Genomic DNA, 20,051 nt, shown 5'->3' on the forward strand with positions numbered 1-20,051 from the left:
GAGTCTTAAGGGCTCTCCTTTGTTATGTGTTACATCTTATTATCGTTAATTTCTTTTGTAATCTTATTTATGTCTTTGTCTAATCGATCTAAATAGAAAAACCACAGTAAACTTATGAACACGTAATAGATGGCCATCACGCCAAGATTATCAGATATATTTTCGAATGTGGATTTAGTAGTGAAAAAAGCTCCCCAAATTATAGAAATAGTGAGGTAAGAAAGTGGGCCTACGAGGTGTACGAAAGCATATAGTACCTTTTTAACTTTTACAGCGTTCATATGAAAAACCTCCTTTTTCTAATCATACATTCAAGTTCTTCACAGAAGTGTTGTAGTTTTGCTGGATTATGTATTAACAAGCGTGCATCGTGTTTCCCGATAAATCTTCGAATCCGAAAGTTTAATAAGAAAGATCGACCATAACGCTCTATTAAATCGTTGAACGCTGGTTGTTCACTTAGTAGCTGAATGTTTTCTCTAATTTCGAACTGTCTTTCGTGTGGATCGCCTAGTAAAATATTTAGAATCATTTGTAGAAGTAGCAATGTAGATCTCCTCCTATGTTAGAATAATCTGTATATTATAATTATAACAAAACTATAAGGACAATAGTAGGATGAAACAAAAAACAGGAGTTTGTAGGCTCCTGTTTTTGTCGATACTATTTTAATAAGCGAAGCGCCTTCTCCGTATTAGCGAAATGCAGTTTCACAAACTCGGGTAATCGTTCTTTACCAAGCTTTTGAATTAATTTAGCAGCAGCGATATCAACTTGTTTACCAGCACCTTTCGGAAGTGGCATACCAGCTTTTTTACTTAGTTCGTCAAACTGTTTTACGAATGAGTAGCGAGCTAAAATAGAAGCAGCGGCTACTGCTAAATGGACGCTTTCACCTTTCGTAGCGAAATAAACATTTTCACGCTGTACCTGTTTTTGTTTTGCTAAATATTTGTAGTATGTATCAGGTTGTGTGAATTGGTCGATTAAGACGCCTTCAGGTTTTGTAGGTGCCATTTTAGCTAATAAGTTTGTAATAGCTTTATTGTGTAGTAAAGCTTTTAGCTTACCTTGGTTGTTTCCTTTATCAAATAGCTCGTTATATTTTTCGTTATGAAGGACAAGAGAGCTATAAGGAACAACGTGTAGAAGTTGTTTCGCAATGGCAGTAATTTGATCGTCATTTAAGTTTTTAGAGTCTTTTACACCAAGTTCTTTTAGTAGTGGAATTTGCTTCGCATCCACATATACAGCAACGACTGTCATTGGTCCGAAGAAATCACCAGTACCAACTTCATCAGACCCTACAATAGACATTGTACTGATGGAAGCAGGCGGCGCATAACGGTGTGAATCGACAGATTTTTTTACAGCTGTTTTTGGTGTTTGAGAGACAGTTTGCCAACGAGAAGCTTCTGCTTCAGCGCGGCCTCCTTGGAACATTACTTTTCCAGATTTATACGCTGTAATCGTGCAAGATGGCACCTTTGCCATGAAGATTCCGCCTTGTGGAATTTTCGGGCTAAGCGAATGTTTATATTGTTGTTTCATGTCTTCAATTACTGTAGAATTTGTTTGAATTACGATAGAATTTGACATAATGGTCGCCCCTTTTTTTATATTGTTATTTTTATCATATCGGATTGTTCTTTCTGTTTCCATATTATGAAGGTTCATGGTATGATAAACTTTAGGATTCTGTACGTGATTGGAGGCCGGTGAGTTGTCACAACAAAAGGGAAAGAAAAGTCGAATTAATGTAGAAATCTATGGTCAGCAATATTCAGTTGTTGGCGATGAAAGTACAAGTCATATCCGCATGGTAGCAGCGATTGTGGATGATAAAATGCGCGAACTCAATGCCAAGAATCCTTCGCTTGACACGAGTAGACTAGCGGTATTGACGGCGGTAAACGTCATACACGATTACATAAAATTAAAAGAAGAACATGAGAAATTGAAAGAAAGTATGACAAAAAAAGGAATGGAATAACATGATTGATATTATTATCATTTTACTGCTTGTTATGGGATTTTTCCTCGGCTTACGCAGAGGGTTTATTCTGCAACTTGTAAAGTTAACAAGCTTTATTATCGCATACCTTGTTGCATACTGGTACTGTAAAGATTTAGCGCCAGCACTTGCGAAATTTATTCCGTATCCATTTGATAAAAACGTATCTGTTCCAGAATGGATTGATGCAAATAATATTGAGACAGTATTTTATCAAGCGCTTGCGTTTATCATATTGTTTATTATTACAAAAATAGCACTTTCATTACTTGGTAATTTGTTAAATATGTTTGCAGAAATACCGGTTTTAAAGCAAGTAAATGCGTTTGCGGGGGCAATCCTCGGATTTTTAGAAGTATATATTGTTTTGTTTGTCTTAATTATCATTGGAAACATTCTTCCGATTGAACAAGTACAAACACCATTACAAAAATCATCAATTAGCAAAATAATTGTAGACGATACACCGATTCTATCTGAAAAGGTGAAGGAACTATGGCAGACAGGTAGCAGAGTATAACTTCTCTTTTTTCGGAAAGAGAAGTTTTTTTCTATGAAAGAAAGGCGGGGTAATGATGAAAGTAAATAAAAAACAAGTTATCAAATTATTAGAGACAATCGGGCTTTTTATGGAACTAAAGGGTGCGAATCCATTTAAAATATCTGCATTTCGTAAAGCGGCAGCAGCATTAGAAAGTGACGATCGTAGTCTTTCTGAGATTGAAGATTTCACAAAGATTCCGGGCATCGGAAAAGGAACAGCAGCCGTTATTCAAGAATATATAGAATCGGGAACATCTGAAGTATTACAAGAACTTGAAAAAGAAGTACCGAGTAGCTTATTGCCGTTATTAAAACTACCAGGTCTTGGTGGTAAAAAGGTGGCTAAGTTATATAAAGAGCTAGGCGTTATTGATATGGAGACGTTAAAAGCTGCTTGTGAGGAAAATAAAGTACAAGCTTTAGCTGGTTTCGGTAAGAAGACAGAAGAGAAAATATTAGAAGCAATCGATCAAGTAGGCTCTCGTCCAGAGCGTTTACCAATTGCGATGGTATTGCCTATTGCCGGGGAAATAGAGGAGAAATTGTCGAATATTGCTGAAGTAATTCGTTTCTCTCGCGCTGGTAGTTTGCGCCGTGTTCGTGAAACAGTGAAAGATTTAGATTTTATCATTGCAACGACAGAACCAGCAGCGGTACGTGAGCATTTACTACAATTCGATAATATGATTGAGGTAATCGCAAGTGGGGATACGAAAGTTTCTGTTCGTCTTCAATATGAATATGATATTTCAATCGATTTCCGCTTAGTAAAACCAGAAGAGTTTATTACAACACTTCACCATTTCACAGGATCAAAAGACCATAACGTAAAAATGCGTCAAATCGCAAAAGATAAAGGCGAGAAAATTAGTGAGTACGGTGTAGAGAACTTAGAAACAGGTGAAGTGAAAACATTTGAGACTGAAGAAGACTTCTTTGCTCATTTCGGTCTACCATTTATTCCGCCAGAAGTGCGTGAAGATGGAAAAGAAATTGAATTAATTAAAGAGTATCCGAACTTAATTCAGTTTTCCGATATACAAGGTGATTTACATATGCATACAACTTGGAGTGACGGTGCTTTTTCTATTGAAGAAATGGTACAAGCGTGCCGTGCTCGTGGATATAAGTTTATGGCGATTACTGATCACTCGCAATACTTAAAAGTAGCGAATGGTTTAACGAAAGAGCGTCTTCGTGAGCAAGCGAAAGAAATTGAACGTATGAATGAAAAGTATCCAGACATTACAATTTTACGCGGAATTGAAATGGACATTTTACCAGATGCCTCGCTTGATTTTGATGATGAAGTATTAGAAGAATTAGACTATGTCATTGGAGCGATTCACTCTAGCTTCTCACAAGACCGTGAAACGATCATGAAGCGTCTGCGTACTGCACTTGAGAATAAACATGTCACAATGATTGCTCATCCGACAGGACGTCTTCTCGGGCGCCGTGAGGGTTATGATGTAGATACAGATTTATTAATTGAACTCGCAAAAGAGACAAATACAGTTTTAGAATTAAATGCGAATCCGAACCGTCTAGATTTAAGCGCGAAATTATTAAAACAAGCACAAGATGCTGGTGTAAAAGTAGCGATTAATACAGATGCTCATACACTTGAAATGTTAGAAGATATGGAAACAGGTGTAGCAGCAGCACGTAAAGGTTGGATTCAAAAAGATAACGTGATTAACACATGGGATATTGAACGTTTATTAGACTATATTAAACGTAATAAGTAACGCAAGGGGGACCTGCAACATGTTAGAAAGAACGTTGCGTGTATTAGAATACAATAAAGTAAAAGAACAATTACTTGAACATACAGCCTCTTCACTTGGCCGTGACAAAGTGAAGCATTTAGTGCCGAGCACTGATTTTGAAGAAATTGTAGAAATGCAAGATACAACGGATGAAGCAGCGAAAGTTATTCGTTTAAAAGGTAGTGCACCATTAGGTGGTATTACGGATATTCGCTCAAATGTGAAGCGTGCAAAAATTGGGAGTATGTTAAGTCCAAATGAATTACTTGATATTGCGAATACGATGTATGGTAGTCGTAATATGAAACGTTTCATTGAAGATATGGCTGATAACGGTGTCGAGCTTCCGATTTTAGAAACTCACGTCGCTCAAATTGTATCTTTATATGATTTAGAAAAGAAAATTACAAATTGTATCGGTGACGGCGGTGAAGTAGTCGATAGCGCAAGTGATAAACTGCGTGGTATTCGTACTCAAATTCGTACTGCGGAAAGCCGTATTCGTGAAAAATTAGAAAATATGACGCGCTCTTCAAATGCGCAAAAGATGCTGTCTGACTCGATTGTAACGATTCGTAACGAACGTTACGTAATCCCAGTAAAACAAGAATACCGCGGCGTATATGGTGGTATTGTTCACGATCAATCAGCTTCTGGACAAACGTTATTTATTGAACCGCAAGTCATTGTAGAATTAAATAACGCACTGCAAGAAGCTCGTGTGAAAGAGAAACAAGAAGTCGAACGCATCTTATTGATGTTAACAGAAGAAGTGGCAGTAGAAGCCGATATCGTTTTATCAAACGTAGAAGTAGTTGCGAATCTTGATTTCATTTTTGCGAAAGCTTTTTATGCAAAGCGAATTAAAGCAACGAAACCAATCGTAAATAACGAGCGTTATATGGATTTAAGACAAGCTCGCCATCCGCTAATCGATCCAGAAATTATTGTGCCAAATAACATTATGTTAGGTAAAGATTTCACGACAATTGTTATTACAGGACCGAATACAGGTGGTAAAACAGTTACGCTGAAAACAGTTGGTATTTGTGTTTTAATGGCGCAATCTGGTCTTCACATTCCAGTAATGGATGAGTCAGAGATTTGTGTGTTTAAAAATATATTTGCTGATATCGGTGATGAGCAATCGATTGAACAAAGTTTAAGTACGTTCTCCTCACATATGGTGAACATCGTTGATATTTTAGAAAAAGCTGATTTTGAAAGCTTAGTTTTATTCGATGAATTAGGTGCTGGAACAGACCCACAAGAAGGGGCTGCACTAGCAATTTCGATTTTAGATGAAGTATGTAATCGCGGTGCTCGCGTTGTTGCAACGACGCATTATCCAGAATTAAAAGCATACGGATATAACCGTGAGCAAGTTATTAATGCGAGTGTTGAGTTTGATGTAAATACATTAAGTCCAACTTATAAATTATTAATCGGTGTACCAGGCCGTAGTAATGCCTTTGAAATTTCGAAACGTCTTGGATTATCTGATCGCGTTATTGACCAAGCACGCAACCACATTAGTACAGATACGAATAAAATTGAAAATATGATTGCGAAGTTAGAAGAAAGCCAGAAGAACGCAGAGCGTGACTGGAACGAAGCAGAAGCACTTCGCAAACAATCTGAAAAACTTCATCGTGAATTACAACGTCAAATCATTGAATTTAACGAAGATCGCGATGAACGATTATTAAAAGCGCAAAAAGAAGGGGAAGAAAAAGTCGAAGCTGCAAAGAAAGAAGCAGAAGGCATTATTCAAGAACTTCGTCAATTGCGTAAAGCACAGCTTGCAAACGTGAAAGATCACGAGTTAATTGAAGCGAAGAGCCGTCTAGAAGGCGCAGCACCAGAGCTTGTTAAGAAACAAAAAGTAAACGTGAAAAACACTGCGCCGAAGCAACAGTTACGTGCAGGTGATGAAGTAAAAGTATTAACGTTCGGTCAAAAAGGTCAATTACTTGAAAAAGTAAGCGATACTGAGTGGAGCGTACAAATCGGTATTCTGAAGATGAAAGTAAAAGAATCTAACATGGAATACATTAACACACCGAAGCAAACAGAGAAAAAAGCAGTTGCAACGGTAAAAGGTAGAGACTATCACGTTTCATTAGAACTTGACCTTCGTGGTGAACGATTTGAAAATGCAATGGCGCGCGTTGAGAAATACTTAGACGATGCCCAGCTTGCAAGCTATCCTCGCGTATCAATTATTCACGGTAAGGGGACAGGAGCACTTCGCCAAGGTGTACAAGATTACTTGAAGAAGCATCGCGGTGTAAAAACCTTCCGTTACGGCGACATGGGCGAGGGAGGCCTAGGCGTAACAGTTGTCGAATTAAAATAGAAAACAACGAAACAAAGGGGAAACCATTATATGTTTATGGACAAACTTGCAAAAGTATTGTTAGCTTGTTGCGGAATATTTTTGGTGATTGGGGTTATTTATTTAGTTGTTTTTGCGAAGTGAAAAAGCGTCAATCGTGGCAGAATTATATTGCCATAGATTGACGCTTTTAATATATGTGAAAAGGAATAGAACATGAAAATCAACCAATACATAAGCGAAGCAAAATCATGCTCCAGACGTGAAACAGATCGCCTCATTAAAGCTGGACGCGTGGCTATTAATGGTGAAATATGTACGCACGGTGAACTTGTGAGCGATGGTGATGTTGTAACGATTGATGGGCAAGTTATTGTAAAAGAAGAGAAAGAAAAGGTGTACATAGCCTTTCATAAACCAGTCGGAATTACTTGTACAGCAGCTGATCATATTGAAGATAATATTATTGATTATATCAATTATCCAGAGCGAATCTTTCCAGTTGGACGATTAGATAAAGCATCGGAAGGACTTATCTTATTAACGAATGACGGCGGCATTGCGAATCGAATTTTACATGGTGATCATGAGCACGAGAAGGAATATGTTGTCACAGTCGATAAACCTTTTACGGACTGGTTTATTGATGAGATGTCCAGCGGTGTAAAGATTAAAGATGGAATGACGAAGCCGTGCAAAGTGACAAGAGTCGATCAATCAACATTTCGTATCGTTTTAACGCAAGGAATGAACAGGCAAATTCGTAGAATGAGTCGAGCTTTCGGGTTTACTGTAATAAAGCTAAAGCGAGTACGCATTATGAATATAGAGCTAAATGAGCTTGAAGTTGGAAAGTGGCGGAGCGTTACAGCTGAAGAGTTAGAAATTTTAATAGGGCAGTTATAGGGAGGGAAAATTTTCTCCCTATATTTTTTTTGTCAGAAAAAATAAAACTATTGATTTTTTAAAAAATAGCCCATATAATAAAAAACAACAAGTTTCGACAAGATATTTTATAAAAGTAATGATGAGGACATGAGTTGTATTTTACGATTCTCAGAGAGGGAAGCCTTAGGCTGTGAGCTTCCTAATACGAAAAGACAAGCTTACCACCTCTAAACTTCAAGAGTGAACTGCATACATGATGCATTGTAATTCTTGGCGGATAAAACCGTTATCAATTTACACGAGCTATAAAATGAGCTTATTTCGTTATAAATTCATTTTATTAGAATAAGGGTGGAACCACGATTTCAACACTCGTCCCTTTGTTAGGGACGGGTGTTTTTTGCGTTCTTTTACGGGGAAGTATGCTTGAAAGAGGATATGTGACGGATTTTAATTCAGAATATTTTGTTAATTTATTTTTTTAGGAGGTTAGTAGAAATGAAATCATCTTTAAAGTTTTCGGAGATGTTTGCAATAAGTTTAATGTTATTTGCACTGTTTTTTGGTGCAGGTAATATGATTTTTCCACCAGCGTTAGGGCAAGGTGCTGGAACGGACGTATGGATCGCGCTGTTTGGTTTTATCGTAACAGGCGTTGGACTACCTTTATTAGGAGTAATTGTTATAGCTTTAAAGGGAGATATTAATGAGCTAGCAGGACGTGTACATCCTATATTCGCACTTGTTTTTATCACTGCAATTTATTTATGTTTAGGCGTATTCGTAAGTGTGCCGCGTACAGGAACAGTAGCTTATGAGATGAGTGTTGCACCGTTTTTACCAAGTGAGATAGCTGGTCAGTCATATCCACTTGTTATCTTTACACTTATTTTCTTTGCAGTCACTTTCTATTTAGCTTTAAATCCTTCGAAATTAGTGGGTCGTATTGGTAAGGTGCTAACTCCAATATTATTAGCTGTTATTGCAATTATCGTAGGTAAAGCACTTATTACACCAATTGGAGAATTTGGTGCACCGACAGAAGCGTATAGTGCTCCTCTCTTTAAAGGATTTATTGATGGATATTTAACTTTAGATGGACTTGCAGCACTGGTATTCGGAAATGTTGTAATTCATGCGTTAAAAGAAAAAGGAATTACAAATAAAAACAGTATTGCAAAAGTAACAATCTTTGCAGGATTTATTGCAGCGCTTGGTCTACTACTTGTGTATTTAGCACTTGCTTATCTTGGAGCTTCTAGTGTGTCACTTGGAATGGGCGCAAACGGAGGAATTATTTTAACAAATGTCGTGAATCATTTATTTGGTAGCTACGGAACTTTATTACTAGGGATCGCAATTACAGCAGCATGTTTAACAACTTCTGTAGGTATTGTTGCAGCTTGTGGTGATTACTTCTCTTCCTTATTACCAAAGCTTTCTTATCAAAAAGTCGTTTTCATTTTCTGTGTATTAGCATTTATGGTAGCAAATCTTGGGTTAACTCAGTTAAATGCATTAGCATTACCAATCTTAATCGCAATTTATCCAATTGGAATCGTACTTATCGTATTATCACTTGTTGAAAACTACGTTCGTCTTCCATTAGCGATGTATGTGGGCGGGATTGTAGGAGCATTTGCAATAAGTTTCTTTGATGGATTACACAATGCAAACCTTCAAATTGCAGCGCTAGCACCTATTTTAGATAAGATTCCATTATATAGTGTAGGAATTGGTTGGTTAGTTCCAGGCATAATCGGTATAGGATTTGGTTATATAGTTTCTAAGTTTCAAAAGCAGGAAATTGCTGTAGAAAAATAGAGAAAAGAGGCTTTCTATAATAGAAAGTCTCTTTTTTTGTAAAAAAAGCCGCATATAGAGAAATTTAGATATTAAAAATTTTATACGTAATATAGTTGACAAAAAATTTATGAGTAGGCTAAGATTGACTTAGTTGTGGAAATATTGGAAGGGAAGTGAGGGAAAAGGGGTTTCTATAACTATAGTGTTGTTATGGGAAGAGGTGAAAGAAGAGGAGAAGAGATAGTTTATTTTTTTTGATTTGCATTGAGAATGATAATCAATAAATACGTTGTATCATTTTTTCTCAGTTTCTATGCCTTCGTATAAGGAATAGGGTGAGATATTATTTTTAATATTAAATGAGAATGATAATCAATAATACTTATGTTACATAAAAGAATGCTAATTAAATAATAGGTAGAAGAGATTATTTTTTTATAAATTGAGAATAATTATCATTTTCAAAAAGTGAAATGAAAGATAACCAAGGAGGAAACAAGAAAAATGAAAAAGGTTTCTGTATTACCCGCTTTTATTATAACGTTCGTATGTATGTTAGCTTTTCTTGTAATGCCATACGGGAATGCATCAGCAAAACTAGCTGATGGTACTTACGATATTAATTACGTAATTCAAAAAGCGGAAAATGATTCAGCTTCAATGGCAAATGACTATTTTGAAAAGCCAGCAAAATTAATAGTGAAAAACGGTGAGATGAGAGTACAAGTTCCGATGAATCATAGTGCTTGGATTACAGAATTTAAAGCACCAGAGAACGGGAATTTTGTTGATGCGAAAGTTGTTAGTAAAGATGAATCGGCAGATAAAAGAACAGTAGAGTTTAAAGTAGATGATTTATCCAAACCGGCAGCTGTAAAAATTCATGTTGTTGTACCAAATGCAAACTATGACCATCACTACACAATTCGTTTTGCATTTGATGCAAATGTAAAAGCTGTAGGTGGCGATAACGGCGTAGCTGCTACAACAAAAAATAATGATCAAGCGAAAACAGATACACAAGTAAAAGAAGAGAAAACAAAAGTAGAGAGTAAGGAAACAGCTAAAGAAGTGAACAAAGAAACAAAAAATGAAAATGGAAAAGCTGAAAAAACAGATAACCCAAAAACAGGCGATGAAGCACGTATTGGATTGTTTGTAGCGTTAATTCTTATTTCAGGTGCTTTCTTAATTCGTAAAGTGAAGTTGAGTAAATAAATCTTTTGAAGGGTGATGAATATATGTTTAAACAATTTAAAATGATTATTGCCGTATTTGCTGTTTTATTTACGTTTATCGCAACACTAGGTTTACAAGATGCAAAGGCTGCTACAAAACTAGCTGATGGAAAATATAATATTGCTTTTACTGTATGGAAAGGCGATAAAGATGAATCGTCTAGAATGAATAGTTATTTTGAAAGCCCAGCAACATTAACAGTTAAAAATGGAAAACAATATGTTTCATTTAAAGTGAAAGATAGTGCTTCTATTAAAAGTTTCCAAGTAGAAAAAGATGGTCAATTTGTAGAAACAAACGTGTTAAGTGAAAACAAAAAAGATAATACTAGAGTAGTAGAATTTGAAGTTGCTGACTTGTCAAAAAAACTAAATGGAAAGGTGAAAATTAATATTCCAATTATTAATTATAATGCTTCATATGATATTCGCTTTGTATTTGATGGGAGCAGTATTAAATAATTTTCAAAAGGGAGAGTCGTTCCATTGAACAGGTATACAAAAATTATTGTTGCTATGTTTTTAATGATATTTACATTCGTATCAACATTACAACCACTTGCAGTTCAAGCAGCTACCAAGTTGGCTGACGGTGAATATTCAATTGGGTTCAAAGTTTTAAAAGATACATCAGATGAAGAATCGATGATGAATCAATATTCAGTAAGCCCAGGGACTTTAAAAGTGAAGGATGGGAAAAAGAAAGTATCCTTTACATTAACGAATAGTTCATGGATTACGAAGTTTGAAACAGAAAAAGCAGGTAAGCTAGTTGCGACAAATGTAATTAGTGAAGATAAAGAAAAAGATACAAGAGTAGTAGAATTTGATGTAGAAGATGTAGAGAAGGTATTAAATGCAAAAGTAAAAGTAGATATTGATTTTTTAAATTATCATCATGAGTACGACGTTCGTATTGCATTTGATCAAAATAGTATTACACCAATTCATGTGGAACAACCAAATGAAAAAGAGGACCCAGCTAATAAGCCAGATCCAAATGAAAAACCGGATCCAAGTCAGAAGCCCGACCAAAAGCCTGACCCAGATCAACAACCAAATTCTAACACAATTACAGATGGTGCGTACAGCATTCCATTTAAAGTGTTAAAAGATCAAACAGATGAAGAATCTAAGATGAATACTTACATGGTAAATCCAGGAGTATTAAAAGTAGAAAACGGTAAGAAAAAAGCAATTGTAACATTAAAAAGTAGCTCATTAATTAAAAATTTTCAAACGGAAAAAGATGGCACATTTGTTGATGCAAAAGTAGTAAGTGAGGATACGGAAAAAGATACAAGAGTAGTAGAGTTTGAAGTAAACGATTTATCTAAAAAACTAAATACAAAAGTATTTATCGAAATGGCATCAAGAAATTATAAGCAAACGCATGATGTACAACTTTTATTTGAACAAGATAAACTTGAACAAATTAAAAATGAAGAGAAACAACCAGAAGTAGAAAAACCAGAAGCAGAAAAACCAGAAGCAGAAAAACCGGAAGTAGAAAAACCGGAAGTAGAAAAACCAGAAGCAGAAAAACCGGAAGTAGAAAAACCAGAAGTAGAAAAACCAGATGAAAATAAAAAACCAGATGCTGAAACAATTAAAGATGGTGAATACAGCATCAATTTCAAAGCATTAAAAGATCAAACAGACGAAATTTCAATGATGAACACATATACAAAAAGTCCAGGTGTGCTAAAAGTAAAAGATGGTAAGAAGTATGTATCATTTACGTTAACGAACAGTTCTTGGATTACAAAATTTGAATTTGAGAAAAATGGTTCGTTTGTTGATGCACATGTAATAAGTGAAGATAAAAAAGCTGATACACGCGTAGTGGAAGTAGAAGTACCAGATTTATCAAAAAAGTTAAATGCAAAAGTAAAAGTAGATATCGATTCAATGAATTATCACCATTTTTACGATATTCAATTTGCATTTGATAAAGGTAGCATTAAGCCGTTAGATAGCCAAGGCGGAAACAACAACCAAGGCGGAAACAACAACCAAGGCGGAAACAACAACCAAGGCGGAAACAACAACCAAGGCGGAAACGACAACCAAGGCGGAAACGACAACCAAGGTGGAAACAACAACCAAGATGAAAATAATAAACCGAGAGTAATAGTTGATCCGGAAAATTTAGTAGATGGCCAATATGATATTACATTTAAAGTATTAAAAGATAAAACAGATGAGATTTCAAAGATGAATGACTATGTTGTAAATCCAGCGAAATTAATCGTAAAAGATGGTAAAAAATATATTGAGATGACGCTGAAAAATAGTGCGTGGATTACGAAATTCCAAGCGGAAAACAATGAACTATTCGCTGATGCGAAAGTAGTAAGCGAAGATAAAAATGCAAATACGCGAGTAGTACAGTTTGAAGTAGAAGATCTATTTAAAAAATTAAACGCAAAAGTAAAGGTAGACATCGATGAGATGAACTACCATCATTTCTACGATGTACAAATTCAATTTGATACAAATAATATCGGCGCGTTAGGAACTATTAAAGAGGAACCGAAAAATGAACCGAAAAATCCAGTGACTACACCGAAAGTAGATAATGTAAAAACAGTAGGTACTCCTGATTTTAACCGAAATGCAGATGGTCAGAAGAAAAAAGAAGATACAAAAAATGATTCAAAAAAAGAGAAAAACTCAAAAACTGCAGATACAGCACAACTTGGTTTATACATGGTGTTACTGCTAGGTTCACTTGCTTTACTAGTTCGTAAATATAGAGCAGGTAGATTGTAATTTTTGGAGTCTTGATGCATGTTCGCGTGCATCAAGACTTGTTTCATATTGTATGGAAAGGAGTGGTGATTGAGAGTGAAGAAAATTGCAAGTGTACTAATGGCTATCATTTTGTTAATGGGTATAGCCGGGTGCTCATCACCAAAAAAAGAATCAGCAAAGCAGGTAAAGAGTGAAAGTAAAGAGCACGTTGTTGCAACAACAGTGGCTGTTACTGAAATTATGGATGCGTTAGAAGTAGATTTAGTCGGCGTTCCAACAAGTTCTAAAACTTTACCGAAGCGATATAAAGGTTTACCTGAAGTTGGGAATCCAATGAGTCCAGATATGGAAAAGGTAAAGTCATTAAAGCCTTCAGAAGTGTTATCTGTGACAACACTTGAATATGAATTAAAGCCAGTTTTTGATGGTGTGGGTATGAAAGCAAACTTTTTAGATTTAACGAGTTTGAAAAATATGCAAAGTTCTATTAGCGATTTAGGTAAGAAATATGGGCGTGAAAAACAGGCCGAAGCAGTAGTAACTAAATTAGATAAAAAGGTTGCTAGCATTCAAAAAGAAGTAAAAGGAAAGAAAGAACCGACAGTGCTTATTTTATTAGGTGTGCCGGGAAGTTATTTAGTAGCAACAGAGCATTCTTATATTGGAGATTTAGTGAAACAACTAGGTGGTAAAAATATTGTTCAAGGTGAACAAGTAGAATATTTAGCTTCTAATACAGAGTATTTAAAGAAAGCTGATCCAGATATTATTTTACGAGCAGCTCATGGTATGCCTGATGAAGTTGTAAAAATGTTTGATAAAGAATTTAAAACAAATGATATTTGGAAACACTTTGCTGCGGTTAAAAATAACCGTGTTTACGATTTAGAAGAGCGTTTATTTGGAACGACAGGTAATTTAGCAGCAATTGAAGCATTAGATGAATTGAAAAAAATGATGTATCCGTGATGCATTTTAATATAAAGGAAGAGTAGAATGAATAAAAAAACTTGGAGTTTCCTCATTGTTACTGCATTGCTTATTGTTATGACATCATTGTCAGCGATGAAAGGTAGTTTAGAAGTAGGTATTGTTGAACTTGTACAAGGGATATTTACAGGTGGAAATGAAGATGTTGAAGTCATTAAAGATTTACGTTTTCCGCGTATTATTATTGCGTTGTTCACTGGAGCGGCTCTCGCTGTTTCAGGTGTGCTTTTTCAAGCTGTTATGAAAAATCCACTCGCTGATGCTGGGGTAATCGGTATATCTTCAGGAGCTAGTTTTATGACACTCGTTATTATTACGTTGTTCCCGCAATTCTTTTTCTGGACACCCGTATTCGCCTTTTTAGGTGGTGCGTTTGCGTGTTATCTCGTTTATTCGTTTTCATGGAAGTCAGGATTAAGCCCGCTTCGCATTATTTTAATTGGTATTGCCATTAATGCAATGTTTACTGGGTTAAATGAATCATTCGTTACGATTTGTGGGTATTTTATTAAGAGTATTAAGCAAACGACGACTTCTAACATAACAATGAAGACGTGGGGCGATGTAGAAATAATGGTGACTTATGGAACGATTGGTCTTATTCTTGCTCTGTTCGTAGGAGCTTGGTGTAACTTATTATCGCTACAAGATAAGACTGCGAAAAACTTAGGCTTGCACGTGACGAGAGTTCGTCTTATTATTTCTGCCATTGCAGTACTCTTAGCGGCAGTATCAACAGCGATTGCAGGTGTTATTGCTTTCGTAGGATTACTAGTTCCGCATATTTCAAGACAATTAGTCGGTTCAGACCATAAAGTATTAATTCCATTTTCTGCTCTTGCAGGGGCGTTATTAATTTTGACGGCAGATACGATTGGAAGGTTAATTGTGCCACCTAACGAAATTCCAGCAGCAACAATTATGGCGGTTATTGGTGGTCCATTCTTAATATTCTTGCTTAGAAAGAGTGATAAAGTTCATGGAAATTAAAAATGTAACCTTTTCATACGATAACGTAACAAATCGATTAAAGTCTGTTAGTAGTGAAATAGAAATTGGGAAAATTACAACAATCATTGGACCGAATGGATGTGGGAAATCAACATTACTTAGTGTCATGTCTAGAAACCACGCTCCTAGCAGTGGAGAAGTAATACTTGATGGGAAAGCGATTAGTGAATATAAACCGAAAGAGTTTGCTAGAAAACTAGCGGTTGTCCATCAACAAAATGAGGCTCCAGCAGATATTACAGTGGAAAAGCTAATAAGCTTCGGGCGTATGCCATATAAAAATATATTCTCTTCGCAAACAGATGAAGATAGAGAAGCGATTGAGCGTGCGCTAGTATGTACGAATTTACAAAGTAAGCGTGATAAGCCAATTTATGCTTTATCTGGTGGAGAGAGGCAGCGAGTTTGGATCGCAATGACATTAGCTCAAAATACACCAATGCTCTTCTTAGATGAGCCGACCACATATTTAGATATTTACTATCAGCTAGAAATATTAGAGTTAGTGAAAGAGTTAAATGAAGTGCATGGACTAACGATTGTAATGGTATTACATGATATTAATCAAGCCATTCGTTATAGCGACCATATTATCGTTATGAAAGATGGAGAAATCATTACGAAAGGTAATCCTAATGATGTAATAACAGAAGAAATGGTTAAAGCAATATATGGTGTAGATGTCATTGTAAAGCAGGATGAAGATACCGGATTGTACATGGTACCTATGGGAATCTAAAAGCTGAGCATAATCCGTTTTGAGGTGATAATTTGAATAGTAAGAAAGGACGGAAAAAGAATTCTTTTTTTCAACGCATACTTACAATTGTGTTTTTAGGAATCTTTTTCTATTCAATGTATGAGTTGGGCGGGATTTTCATGGATTATTATGAAAATCGTAAAGTAATGGCTGAGGCACAACATATTTATAAAAGAAGTCCAATGGAAGAAAAATCAGAAGATGGAGAGGTACGTAAACAGTTTCAGGATCTCCAGAAAATTAATCCAGAGATAGTCGGATGGATTACAATGGATGATACACAAATTAATTATCCAATCGTTCAAGCAAAAGATAATGATTACTATTTATTTCGTAATTATAAAGGTGAAGATATGAGAGCGGGAAGCATTTTTATGGACCATCGTAATGATGTGAAATCTCAAAATCGAAATACGATTTTATATGGCCATCGTATGAAAGACGGTTCTATGTTTGGTAGTTTAAAAAAGATGTTGGATGAAGACTTTTTTATGTCTCATCGTAAATTATATTACGATACATTATTTGAAGGATACGACGTGGAAGTTTTTTCAGTATACACGACAACAACGGACTTTTATTACATTGAAACGGATTTTGAAAATGATGCAGCATATACATCGTTCTTAAAGGAAATTCAAGAAAAATCACTGTACAAAACGGATACGGAATTGACGGCTAATGATGAAATCGTAACACTTTCTACTTGTGATTATGCGCTTGATCCAGAGGCTGGAAGGCTAGTTGTACACGCAAAATTAGTAAAAAGAAATTAAAGAAAAAAGTATAGAATATGAGAAGTGATAGATAACGCTTCTCATATTCTATACTTTAAAAAAGGACTGTTTTTACTGTGCTGCAGCCATTGGCATACGTACAACTTTTACATCATAGTAAGCAATTTTATTATCAAGAATATATTCTGGCATTCCGCCTTGGTGTGAGTGAGCATCTTTAAATGCAGCGCTCTTTGTCCAACCTTGGAAATCTTCTTTTGCATTCCAGCGAGTGCTAATTGTTACTTCATCATAATCAACTGTATTTTGCGTTAAAAGAACTTCTAGACCTAAAAAGCCTGGCATCGTTTCAACTTTACCTACTTTATTAAAACGCTCAATTAATTTATGTCCATTTCCCTTTTTAATTTTAGCTGTATTTGTAACAATAATCATGTTTATTCCTCCTATAAATGTAGCTATATTTTCAAGAACTCATATACATTAAATGATAATGAAAATCATTATCATTGTCAATGCTAAATGTGAAATATAAAAGTTTTTTATATTATATTGGACAGTAAGATTTCCAGTTCAAAATGTAGTAAATATGTGGCAGTTAAGTGAGAGAATGAGCGAGTTGTACTAGCAAAGCAATAATATGGTATAGTGAAACGAGGCTGTTTTTTCAGTCTCGTTTTTCAAATGCTTCCTATAGAGAAAGCATGCAAATGGAAAGGAAGTTATTATATGCGATCAGAAGTAACTGTAAAAATAAAACCGAAATTTATAAAAGAAATTAAAAGTGGATATCCGCTTATTTTAAAAGATGCGATTCAAAATTTAAATGATGTTCGTGAAGAAGGAACAATCATTAAAGTAGTAGATGAGAAGAACCACTTTGTCGGAAAAGGCTATTATGGAAAACAAAATAAAGGATACGGCTGGATTTTAACAAGAAAAGAGAGTGAACAAATTAATCAATCTTTCTTTGAAAGTAAAATAAAATCTGCCTTACATAAACGAAAGCAATTTTACAAATCAAGTGATACGACAGCATTCCGTGTGGTGAATGGTGAAGGTGATGGTCTTGGAGGACTAATTATCGATTATTATGATGGCTACTACGTAGTAAGTTGGTATAGTGAAGGGATTTATACTTTCAGAGATGAGATTATAGCCGCTCTTCAAAAAGTAGCAAACTTTAAAGGTATTTATGAGAAAAAGCGTTTTGATACGAAAGGGAAATATATTGAGGGTGATGATTTCGTAGCAGGAGAGCGCGGCGAGTTCCCACTTATCGTAAAAGAGAACGGTGTAAACTTTGCGGTTTATTTAAATGATGGGGCAATGGTTGGGGTATTTTTAGATCAACGTAACGTTCGAAAACAAATTCGTGATAAATATGCAAAAGGAAGAACAGTGTTAAATATGTTCTCTTATACAGGTGCTTTCTCTGTATTTGCAGCGCTTGGCGGAGCGAGTAAAACGACGAGTGTTGACCTTGCAAATCGTAGTTTAAGTAAAACGATTGAGCAGTTTAGTGTAAATGAAGTTGATTATGAAGCGCAAGATATTATTGTAGAAGATGTATTTCTTTACTTCAAATATGCAGCGAAGAAAAAAATGAAATTTGATATGGTCGTACTTGACCCTCCAAGCTTTGCACGCTCAAAAAAATATACATTTAGTGCAGCAAAAGATTATAAAAATTTATTAAAAGAAACAATTGCTATTACAGAAAATAACGGTATTATCGTTGCTTCTACAAATTGTAGCGCATTCGATATGAAAAAGTTTAAAGGCTTTATCGATACAGCCTTTAAAGAAATGAATGGCAAATATAAAATATTAGAAGAACATTCTTTACCAGAAGATTTCCGTACCATTGATCAATTTAAAGAAGGAGACTACTTAAAAGTAGTTTTCATCGAGAAAATTAAAGGTTAATAAAGAAAAGGAGCTCGAGTTTACTTGAGCTCCTTTTCTTATTGAACGATATTTTGTACTCTACCGACTTGCCCGTCCTGCAATCGCACTTTAATGCCATGCGGATGGGAAGGGGAGTTTGTTAAAATATCTTTTACAATTCCACGTGTTAATTTGCCTGTTCGTTGATCTTGTTTTAATACAATATCAACTTCAAGACCGGGGGCGATATTAGAACGTTTTTGTCCGTTCATTTATACACCTGTACGTCTACGTTGGTTGTTTGTTTTCTTTGTTTGTTGGTTTTGTAATTTTTTTGTTTCTTGGCTTTGATTTTTTGCATTTTGACCATTTCCATTTCCTTGCTTTTTCTTAGCAAGTTGTTCACGCATTAAATCAGCTAAGCTTACTTTTTTGTTTTCTGACATGATAAGTCTCCTTTATATAAAGTTAATTATGAACAATCGTAGTGAATTTCATCATATCATTGTTAAGGAAGGAAGGGAAGTTGGTTTGAAAATTCATATAATTGTTTCCAGTCTGTAGTAGTTACGATACAATTGGATTGTTAACGTTTGTAAAAAGGGGATAGACATATGTCACATCATATTTTATTAGTTGAAGATGATATCTCAATTCAAGAGATGGTGGAAAAGTATTTAATAAAGGAAGGCTTTCAAGTTACGATTGCGTCTGATGGAGAAGAAGGCGTGAACACATATTTAAAAGGTTCATTTGATTTGATTATCCTTGACATTATGATGCCAAAGCTAGATGGCTTAGAGGTTGTACGAATCATTCGAGAAAAAAGTGCAGTTCCGATTTTAATGATGTCGGCAAAAGATACAGATGTTGATAAAGCTGTTGGATTAGGACTTGGAGCAGATGATTACATTTGTAAGCCGTTTTCTATGATTGAATTGGCTGCACGTGTAAAAGCAGGTATTCGGAGGTCTACGAAATACTCGGCTACAGAAACAATAGAAAAAATGATTCAAATTGGTGATTTAACAATTGATCCAATTAATTTTACTGTAGAAAAAAACGGGAAGCCTCTCAAACTTACTTTAAAAGAATTTGAGATTTTAAAGCTATTCGTAAAGAACCAAAATCGTGTATTTACGAAAGCGCAAATATATACGTTAGTTTGGAATGAAGAGTATTACGGTGACGATAACGTTATTAATGTTCATATGAGAAGATTGCGTGAGAAAATCGAAAGTGATCCATCTAATCCAGAATATATTAAAACGCTATGGGGCATCGGCTATAAGCTGGAAGTGATGTAA

Annotated in this window: 21 protein-coding genes and 1 other annotated feature; of the genes, 15 read left to right on the plus strand and 6 right to left on the minus strand. The window is 35.3% G+C overall.

Features of this window, described 5'->3' with window-relative positions:
- Positions 1-29: 29 nt before the first annotated feature.
- The 3 genes from ACQGSG_RS00870 to rnhC all read right to left on the minus strand — a co-directional run bounded on the left by ACQGSG_RS00870 (position 30) and on the right by rnhC (position 1,599).
- Positions 30-281, minus strand: coding sequence for a hypothetical protein (locus ACQGSG_RS00870; protein WP_000994758.1), 252 nt, complete (start codon positions 279-281; stop codon positions 30-32).
- Complete coding sequence (locus tag ACQGSG_RS00875) at positions 278-547, minus strand: hypothetical protein (RefSeq protein WP_000925537.1); 270 nt, start codon at positions 545-547, stop codon at positions 278-280. Before ACQGSG_RS00875 ends, ACQGSG_RS00870 begins: the two co-directional genes overlap by 4 nt.
- A gap of 116 nt (positions 548-663) precedes the next feature.
- Positions 664-1,599 carry a ribonuclease HIII gene (gene rnhC, locus ACQGSG_RS00880; RefSeq protein ID WP_000071574.1) on the minus strand — a complete coding sequence of 312 codons (936 nt, stop codon included), beginning with the start codon at positions 1,597-1,599 and terminating at the stop codon, positions 664-666.
- 124 nt (positions 1,600-1,723) lie between these two features.
- Between rnhC and zapA the strand changes: the two genes are divergently transcribed.
- From zapA to srtB, 13 genes are all read left to right on the plus strand, one after another.
- Positions 1,724-1,993 carry a cell division protein ZapA gene (zapA, locus tag ACQGSG_RS00885; RefSeq protein WP_000082701.1) on the plus strand — a complete coding sequence of 90 codons (270 nt, stop codon included), beginning with the start codon at positions 1,724-1,726 and terminating at the stop codon, positions 1,991-1,993.
- Position 1,994: 1 nt separating this feature from the next.
- Positions 1,995-2,534 (plus strand): CvpA family protein, encoded by a 540-nt coding sequence (locus ACQGSG_RS00890; protein WP_000565412.1) that lies wholly within the window; start codon positions 1,995-1,997, stop codon positions 2,532-2,534.
- A gap of 55 nt (positions 2,535-2,589) precedes the next feature.
- Entirely contained in the window at positions 2,590-4,308 is a 1,719-nt protein-coding gene (polX, locus tag ACQGSG_RS00895) for a DNA polymerase/3'-5' exonuclease PolX (RefSeq protein ID WP_000867517.1), read from the plus strand.
- 19 nt (positions 4,309-4,327) lie between these two features.
- Positions 4,328-6,688 carry an endonuclease MutS2 gene (locus ACQGSG_RS00900; RefSeq protein WP_000893716.1) on the plus strand — a complete coding sequence of 787 codons (2,361 nt, stop codon included), beginning with the start codon at positions 4,328-4,330 and terminating at the stop codon, positions 6,686-6,688.
- Between the two features lie 195 nt (positions 6,689-6,883).
- Positions 6,884-7,573 carry a 23S rRNA pseudouridine(2604) synthase RluF gene (locus tag ACQGSG_RS00905; RefSeq protein WP_000700746.1) on the plus strand — a complete coding sequence of 230 codons (690 nt, stop codon included), beginning with the start codon at positions 6,884-6,886 and terminating at the stop codon, positions 7,571-7,573.
- 109 nt (positions 7,574-7,682) lie between these two features.
- Positions 7,683-7,938: a binding site (T-box leader), on the plus strand.
- A gap of 115 nt (positions 7,939-8,053) precedes the next feature.
- Entirely contained in the window at positions 8,054-9,379 is a 1,326-nt protein-coding gene (gene brnQ6, locus ACQGSG_RS00910; protein WP_000842650.1) for a branched-chain amino acid transport system II carrier protein BrnQ6, read from the plus strand.
- A 486-nt stretch (positions 9,380-9,865) separates the two neighbouring features.
- Positions 9,866-10,579, plus strand: coding sequence for a heme uptake protein IsdC (gene isdC, locus ACQGSG_RS00915; RefSeq protein WP_000757952.1), 714 nt, complete (start codon positions 9,866-9,868; stop codon positions 10,577-10,579).
- A gap of 23 nt (positions 10,580-10,602) precedes the next feature.
- The gene (locus ACQGSG_RS00920; protein WP_000476163.1) at positions 10,603-11,061 is read left to right on the plus strand and encodes an NEAT domain-containing protein; all 459 of its coding nucleotides are present in this window, start codon (positions 10,603-10,605) and stop codon (positions 11,059-11,061) included.
- A gap of 24 nt (positions 11,062-11,085) precedes the next feature.
- Positions 11,086-13,374: an NEAT domain-containing protein gene (locus ACQGSG_RS00925; protein WP_426947010.1), complete on the plus strand. Its 2,289-nt coding sequence runs from the start codon at positions 11,086-11,088 to the stop codon at positions 13,372-13,374.
- Between the two features lie 69 nt (positions 13,375-13,443).
- Positions 13,444-14,325 (plus strand): heme ABC transporter substrate-binding protein IsdE, encoded by an 882-nt coding sequence (gene isdE, locus ACQGSG_RS00930; protein WP_002101379.1) that lies wholly within the window; start codon positions 13,444-13,446, stop codon positions 14,323-14,325.
- 27 nt (positions 14,326-14,352) lie between these two features.
- Complete coding sequence (locus ACQGSG_RS00935; protein WP_001036841.1) at positions 14,353-15,336, plus strand: FecCD family ABC transporter permease; 984 nt, start codon at positions 14,353-14,355, stop codon at positions 15,334-15,336.
- Positions 15,326-16,096, plus strand: a complete 771-nt coding sequence (locus ACQGSG_RS00940) for an ABC transporter ATP-binding protein (protein ID WP_044306745.1) — start codon at positions 15,326-15,328, stop codon at positions 16,094-16,096. The genes ACQGSG_RS00935 and ACQGSG_RS00940 overlap by 11 nt, the downstream gene beginning before the upstream one ends.
- 32 nt (positions 16,097-16,128) lie before the next feature.
- A complete protein-coding gene (gene srtB / locus ACQGSG_RS00945) occupies positions 16,129-16,893 on the plus strand; it encodes a class B sortase (protein ID WP_001086122.1) in 765 nt (254 codons plus the stop codon).
- A gap of 72 nt (positions 16,894-16,965) precedes the next feature.
- On the opposite strand, the gene isdG is transcribed toward srtB, so the two are convergent.
- A complete protein-coding gene (gene isdG / locus ACQGSG_RS00950; RefSeq protein ID WP_098295404.1) occupies positions 16,966-17,289 on the minus strand; it encodes a heme oxygenase in 324 nt (107 codons plus the stop codon).
- Positions 17,290-17,583: 294 nt separating this feature from the next.
- Between isdG and ACQGSG_RS00955 the strand changes: the two genes are divergently transcribed.
- Positions 17,584-18,783 (plus strand): class I SAM-dependent rRNA methyltransferase, encoded by a 1,200-nt coding sequence (locus ACQGSG_RS00955; RefSeq protein WP_087875794.1) that lies wholly within the window; start codon positions 17,584-17,586, stop codon positions 18,781-18,783.
- A gap of 38 nt (positions 18,784-18,821) precedes the next feature.
- Here the strand turns inward: ACQGSG_RS00955 and ACQGSG_RS00960 are convergent, their stop codons facing one another.
- A complete protein-coding gene (locus tag ACQGSG_RS00960; protein WP_001014310.1) occupies positions 18,822-19,016 on the minus strand; it encodes a YwbE family protein in 195 nt (64 codons plus the stop codon).
- On the minus strand, positions 19,017-19,190 hold the full coding sequence (locus tag ACQGSG_RS00965) for a hypothetical protein (protein WP_001293578.1): 174 nt from the start codon (positions 19,188-19,190) through the stop codon (positions 19,017-19,019). It abuts the gene before it with no gap.
- Positions 19,191-19,358: 168 nt separating this feature from the next.
- Between ACQGSG_RS00965 and ACQGSG_RS00970 the strand changes: the two genes are divergently transcribed.
- Entirely contained in the window at positions 19,359-20,051 is a 693-nt protein-coding gene (locus ACQGSG_RS00970; RefSeq protein ID WP_000018029.1) for a response regulator transcription factor, read from the plus strand.

Source organism: Bacillus sp. GMa5/1, assembly GCF_050172015.1.
Classification (GTDB): Bacteria; Bacillota; Bacilli; order Bacillales; family Bacillaceae_G; genus Bacillus_A; species Bacillus_A cereus.